Raw genomic sequence first — 6776 nt, 5'->3', positions numbered from 1 at the left:
TTCCGGTATTGGTCCCTATTCCCCCGTCACTTGATGAAGAGATCTTGAACGCGCGGTGTGCGCACCCCCCGGCAGAAGCGCGCGTCGGCGCAGCCGACGATCACCAAGCCCGCCAGCATCGGCAGAACCGTGGCCCCCTCGACCGCCAACGCGCTGGTCAGCGCGATCCAGAGCAGCAGTCTCATGAGGGAAGAATAGAGAGATCCGGGTCACATCCACAGTCAATTTGGGGAAGGCTTGAGGTAAAGGGATCCGGTCCGCAATTCGGCGGTCCGCGTTCCGTGACCCTCGGTGTGCACCCGATCACACTGTGATCATGAGCCGGTGCCCTGATCCTTTTGTCGGACCTCGCCGCTAGCCTCCCCGCCATCACACCGAGGACGACTGGCAGGAGGACACCGTGGGCTGGCTCGACGCCGCGTCCGGGTACCAGGTGCGGCTGGGGGAGAACGGGCGCGTCCAGTGCCGCAACGGCAAGGGCAAGCTGCTCTCCTCGGTACCCGCTTCGCTGAAGGAGGACCCGCAGGTGGTCCAGCTCCGGCAGCTCGCCGAGTGGCTGGCCCGCCACGAGGCCGAGTGCCTCGCCGCGGTGGACGGGTGGATGGTCCGGTCGCTGCCGGTGCCCACCGCGCTCGTCGCGGAGGTCTGGGCGGACACGGCGTGGGCGGGCGCGCTACGTGACCTCGTGGTCACCGCGGACGACGAGGTCGGCTTCCTGCGCGACGCCGACCCGGACCGGGGCCTGGGCCTGGTCACCCTCGACGGCGACACCGTCCGCGCCCGGCCCGAGGTGGTGCGCATCCCGCACCCGGTGCTGCTGGACGACCTGGAGGAGCTGCGCGAGTTCGGCGCCGAGCTGGGCGTGGAGCAGAAGGCGCAGCAGCTGTTCCGGCAGACCTTCGCCCGCCCGGCGGACCTGGCCGGCAAGACGTCCGTGGACGACTACTCGGGCGGCAGGTTCGAGCAGCTCAACCACGCCCTCGGCCGGTGCCGCACGCTCGGCTACCCGGTGCGCGGCGGTGACGCGGTCTACGCCGCGTTCGAGGGCGGCCGCGTCGTGGAGGCCCGCTACTGGCTCGGCTCGGACTACCCCGAGGGCGAGACGTGGACCGGCGACCTGCGCTGGACCCTGGAGGACGGAACCGCGCTGGCCCTGACCGACGTCGGACCGGTCGCCTGGTCGGAAGGCATGCGCATGGCGTCGGCGATCCACGCCGGTCGCGTGGTCGAGGAAGCGGCGGTGGCCTGATGGACGACAAAGCGCTGATCAACGCCGGAGCCGTGCTGCCGGGCGCCGACGCCGCGGGCGACGACCGCGACACCGTCACCGCGCGCCACTACACCCACCCGGCCCTGGACGACCGCGTGGTGGTCCGGCTGACCCCCTCCGTCCTCGGCCGCGCCGAGGACCTCACCTGCGAGTACCTCGGCTTCGGCGAACCGGCGCGCGTCACCGGCGTCGGCACCGGGCGGCGCAGCGCGCTCGGCTTCCCCGCCTGGGCCCTGGTGCACGACCCGGCCAACGCCCACCACGCGCTCAACCTCGTCAAGGACGTGGAGCGCCTGGCCCGCACCGCCAAGTCCCGCGCGGGCGCGGCCAAGGACGGCTTCACCGCGCTCGGCGCCATGCTCGGCCGCTCCGCGCCGCACTTCCTGCCCACCTTCTACGAGCAGGCGGGCCGGATCTTCCTCCAGCACGGCAACGCCTCCTACGCGGCGAGCATGTTCGGCAAGGCCCGGGAAGCCGAGGAGGTGCACGACCTCGCCGTGGACCCCGAGCGGATCCGCGAGGTGTTCCTGGAGTTCGCCTTCGCCGGCGCGCTGACCGCCAAGGCGCTGTCCGCGCACGCCAAGGGCCTGGCCCGCAAGCACGACCCCGACGAGGCCCACGAGCTGTTCCTCACCCTGTGCGTGGAGCGCACGCGCGGCGGCCTGCCGCCCTACACCGGGATGCCGGAGGACCTGCGGCGGCTGGCCAAGGCCGCCAAGCGCACCCAGCGCGTCGAGGACGAGCGGCTCCTGCGCGCAGTCCTGGACAGCTCCGCGATCAACCGCGCGGGCGCCGGGTTCTGGAAGTCCTACCGGGACTCCCTGATCGCCATCGCCGAGGACGACGCCGAGGTGCGCGCCCGGCTGCTGGCGTTCGTGCCCGACTCGACCGCGACGCTGGACACCTGGTTCGACATCCTCGACGCCTGCGGCGCGACCGACGCGCTCACCGGGACCGCGGGCGACGTGCCCGCCGACCCCGCCCGGTGGCTGTCGTCGGTGCTCGGGGTCCGGGCGAGCGGCTGGCGCGAGGTGGGCCGGTCGCGGAAGCTGCTGGACCTGGTCGAGCGCATGGCCGACCGGCTCGTGGCCGACGCCGTGCCGGTGAAGGTGCTGCGCTACTGGCGGCAGGGCGAGCTGGACGTGCTGGACCTGCTGGTGTCCCGGGGCGTGCCGATCGAGCAGTCCGACCGCGGCGAGGTGCGGCTCGACGTGGGCGGGTGGCTGGCCGACCAGAAGCCCGGCCGCCGCGACCTGACCGCGCTGGCCGCGTCCGACCGGTTCGGCGACGCCCTCGGCGAGGGCTTGGCCGAGCACGCCCGCCAGCACGCCCGGCCCACCGCGGTCGGGGCGGAGGTGCTGCTGGCGGCCACCGCCGTGCCGGGCCTGCGCACCGCGTTGAGCCGCCTGCTCACCGCGCGCGCCGCGGCGGTCGCCGCCACCGGCCTGCCCGACCTCGAACGGCACCTGGAGCGGTTGGCGGCGCTGCGCCTGCCCGAGGCGTTCGCGGACGTGCCGGAGGCGGCCGAGGCGATCGCCGCCACCGACGTCGCCGCCGCCCTGCACCGGACCCTGCGCTCCGGCGTGTTCGACGAGCTGGGCTGGCCCGCGCTGGAGGAGGCCGTCGCCCGGCTGGAGGGCGCCGTGCCCAAGGACCAGTCGCCCACCCCGTGCGGCGAGGGGTGGCCCGCACTCGTGCTGCGCGGTGGCGAGACGTTCGTGGTGGCGGGCCCGGACGGCATCCTCGCCGAGCACGTCTCCCGCATCCCCGCCGACGCCCGCCACCGGTGGTCGTTCGAGCCGACCGGCGCCTGGTTCGACGGCGCCCTGCTGGTGGGCTGGCGGGGTCCCGAGGGGGCCCTGGCCTACTGGAGCGACGCGCCGGACCGCGTGTTCGAACCCGGCGACGGCTACTACTTCCACCGCCGCGACCTGCCGATGCCGTCGATCGCGCTGCCCGGCGGCGCGCGCTTCACCGGTCGCCGGGCCGTGCGCCCCGGCGACACGCGGGTGCCCGCGCCGCAGCAGGCCCACGGGGACGGCGTCGGCGTGTGGACCGAGCACTACGACCGGGCCTGGCGCTGGCGCGAGGTCGACCCGGCGACCGGCGAACTGGGCCGGGTCAGCCTGCCCCGGTTCCTGGAGGACTTCGCCGCCGACGGCGCCGAGCTGCAGCTGACCGACTGCGACCTGCGCCCGGCCACGCCCGCCACCGCCGGCAGCCCGCTCGGCGCGGCCGACGGCCTGCACGGCTGGCGCGGGCGCCCGGAGGCCGACGGGTCGTGGACCGGCGAGTCCGTGGACGGCCGCCGCGTGCGGCTGCCCGCCGGCGCGCCGCGCCCGACCGGCGCGCTCCGGCTGCCCGGCGTGGACGTGGTGCTGAGCGACGGCCACAACTCGGTCTCGCTGCTGGCCGGCGACGGCACCGTGCTCGGCTCGGTGTCGGAGGGCGGCCACCACCCCCGCTACGCCGCGGGCACGCCGCTCGTGCCGCCGGCGGCCTGGTGGCACCTGCTGAGGCCGCGTGACGAGGCCGGTTCCGCCGCGCTGCGCGCGGTGACCAGGCAGGCCGTGGACGACATGCTCGCCGCGGCGACGGGCGAGGCGGCCAAGCGCACCGGCCGCCGGCGGCTGGCGGACCTGGCGCGGGGCGAGCGCGACGAGCTGTCCACCGCCGTCGTCGAGGCGCTGCCCGGCCTCACCCACCCCGGCCTGATCGCGGGCGTGGCGGACCTGGTGCGCCGGGCCGCGGACCTCCTCCGCTCCTACCGCGGCTACGGCGAGATCGCCGAGGCCGCCCGCTCGGTGAGCCCGCAGCCGGTGCGGACCGGACCGGAGGTCACCGAGCAGGAGGTGCACGCCGCGCTCAACTGGTTCGGCGGCTACCGCTCCTCCCACTCGGGCGGCGCCGTGCCGACCACCCTGCCCGCCCTGATCACCGCCCTCGGCGAGGCCGCCGCCCGGCCCGAGCCGCGCGAGCTGTCCGAGGCGCACGGACCCGACTGGTTCCACGTGCTGCCGAGCATCGGCGCGCTGGTGCACCGCGCCGCGTCGCCGCTCACGCCCGACGCGCACCGCGACGCCCTGGTGCTGGTGCTGCGGCACCTGGCCGAAAGCGGCCTCGCCGACGGCCACTGGCGCGTGGTCGACGTGGTGGTGCCACCCGGCGACGCGGTCGTCATCCACCGGGTGATCCCCGTCGGCGACGGGTTCGTCGCCCTGCTGACGCGGCACTGGCGGTCCGGTCCGGACAGCACCCTCACCGGCCTCCAGTTCACCCGCACCCCCGACCGGCACGAGCTGCCGAAGGGCTGGCGGCTGGCGCGTTCCGAGGAGCCGGGCGCGCCGTTCGGCGGCGAGCGGGTCCTCCGGTTCCTCGACGCGCTGGCCGAGCACGGCCCCGCGCCCTGGTTCCCGGAGGCCGTGCCCGCCCTGGCCGAGCGCACCGGCCTGGCCACCGCCGAGGCGACCGTGCTGCTGGCCGGGATGCCCGGCGTGGCCGGCTGGGGCGCCAACTACCTCGACACCGACCACCGGCGGCTGCTCGGCCTGTCCGCGGCCGGCGCGAAGGCGGCCAAGGACCGGCTCCGCGGCCTCGACAACCCCTACCGCCGCCGCGGACGTGCGCGCGCTGCTGGGCATCGACGCGCCCGGGGATGGAGAGGTCCAGCGGTACCGCGGCTGGCTGGACGTGGTCGGCGTGCGCAACGACCACTGCCGGTTCGTGATCCGCCCCGGCGGCCTGGGCGCGCAGGACGTCGACGTGCTCGCCGCGGTCCTGGAGACCTCGTACGGCCACGACGTGCTGCACGGGCTCGACCAGCTCACCGGCGACGACCTCGCGGCGGTGTGCGACGCGACCGCGCCCGAGGGCGTGGACCCGGCCGCGTACTTCCAGGACCCGACCGTGTCCGCGCCCCACCTGGTGGGGGAGGTCGCGGCGAAGCTCGGCCTGTCGGAGGACGCCGCCGTGCTCTACCTCCAGCTGCTGGCCCTGCCCGACCCGACCGACGCGAACGCGGCCCGCTGGACCGGGTGGAAGCCCGCCCGGTTGAAGCAGGCCCGCGCCGAGCTGGCGGCGACCGACCTGGTGCTGACCGCGAAGCGCGCCCGCGCCGGGCGCTCGCTGTTCCTGCCCGGCGGGTGGCTCGCGCTCGGCGCGCCACACCTGCCGCTGGAGTCGTGGAAGGCGCCGATGTTCGGCTTCACCACCACCCCGCGGGACGTCGTCGTGCCCCGCGAACCGATCGCCGACCTGTTCGCCCGCGCGTGGCAGCGGGTGCTCGACGGCGACGCGCCCGCCTACGAAGAGCTGAAGACCGGAGGACGCAGGTGACCGCCGCGCAGAAGAGCGGACCCAGGCAGGTCGAACCCGCCGAGGACGCGCACCGCGAGGAGCTGGCGTTCCTGGCCGCGTACGACGACGGGCCCCGGCCGCCGGGCTGGCGGCTCACCCCGCGCGCCGCGGTCACCTTCGTGATGGGCAGCGGCGACCCGCTCGCGCTGCCCCGGCCGGTGGCGGGTCTGCCGTCCCGCCTGGTGATCAGCCCCAAGTTCGTGGGCGAGCGCGCCCTGGTGGAACGGGCGGTGGTCACCCTCGCCGGCGAACGCGGCCTGCTGCTGGTCGGCGAACCGGGCACGGCCAAGTCGATGCTGTCGGAACTGCTGGCCGCCGCCGTGTCCGGTGACAGCAGGCTCGTCGTCCAGGGCACCGCGGGCACCACCGAGGACCAGCTCCGCTACGGCTGGAACTACGCGCTGCTGCTGGCCGAGGGACCCAGCCCGCGGGCGATGGTGCCCTCGCCGGTGCTCACCGCGATGCGCACCGGCGCCGTCGTGCGGGTCGAGGAGATCACCCGCTGCCTGCCCGAGGTGCAGGACGCGCTGGTGTCGATCCTGTCCGACCGGCGGATCGCGGTGCCCGAGCTGTCCGGCACCGACGCCTCGACCGTGGACGCCGCGCCCGGCTTCACCGTGATCGCCACCGCGAACCTGCGGGACCGGGGCGTGTCGGAGATGTCGGCCGCGCTCAAGCGGCGGTTCAACTTCGAGGCGGTCGGGCCCATCGGCGACCTGGCGGCGGAGACCGCGCTGGTGCGCAGGCAGGCCGGCGCCGCGCTGGAACGGGTCGGCGCGCCGTTCGCGGTGGACGACGTGGTGCTGGAGGCGCTGGTCACGGCCTTCCGGGACCTGCGCAACGGCGTGTCGGAGGAGGGGTGGGCGGTCGAGCGGCCGTCCACCGTGATGAGCACGGCCGAGGCGGTGTCGGTGGCCACCTCGCTCGGGCTGGCCGACGCGTACTTCCCCGGCGACCGCGACCCGCTGTCGCTGCTGCCCGGCCACCTGCTGGGCGTGGTGCGCAAGGACGACCCCGGTGACGCGGCCCGCCTGCTCGGCTACTGGGACGGCGCGGTGCGGCGGCGGGCCGAGTCCGGCGCCCGCACCTGGCGGCGGCTGTGGGAACTGCGCGATGTCCTCGACGCCAGAGGTGGCGGGCGGGGCGCCGA

3 protein-coding genes are annotated in these 6776 nt (G+C 75.7%); 2 read left to right on the top strand and 1 reads right to left on the bottom strand.

The annotated features are described in order from the left end of the window. Nucleotides 1-26 precede the first annotated feature (26 nt). Nucleotides 27-185, bottom strand: a complete 159-nt coding sequence (locus tag ACFV4N_RS37350; protein ID WP_499677394.1) for a hypothetical protein — start codon at nucleotides 183-185, stop codon at nucleotides 27-29. A 215-nt stretch (nucleotides 186-400) separates the two neighbouring features. On the opposite strand from ACFV4N_RS37350, the gene ACFV4N_RS37345 reads away from it, so the two are divergent. Continuing rightward, nucleotides 401-1249: a DUF4132 domain-containing protein gene (locus tag ACFV4N_RS37345; RefSeq protein WP_499677393.1), complete on the top strand. Its 849-nt coding sequence runs from the start codon at nucleotides 401-403 to the stop codon at nucleotides 1247-1249. A 4352-nt stretch (nucleotides 1250-5601) separates the two neighbouring features. After that, nucleotides 5602-6776: ATP-binding protein (locus tag ACFV4N_RS37340; protein ID WP_499677395.1), on the top strand; the 1175-nt coding region annotated here is incomplete at its 3' end.

Source organism: Actinosynnema sp. NPDC059797 (assembly GCF_042732085.1).
Taxonomy (GTDB): domain Bacteria; phylum Actinomycetota; class Actinomycetes; order Mycobacteriales; family Pseudonocardiaceae; genus Actinosynnema.
Note: the sequence above shows the minus strand (reverse complement) of the source record. Positions and strands in the feature narration are given on the sequence as shown.

What these genes read in the sequence shown, in the direction of transcription:
- ACFV4N_RS37350 (WP_499677394.1), bottom strand. Translation starts at nt 185, where the DNA reads ATGAGACTGCTGCTCTGGATCGCGCTGACCAGCGCGTTGGCGGTCGAG.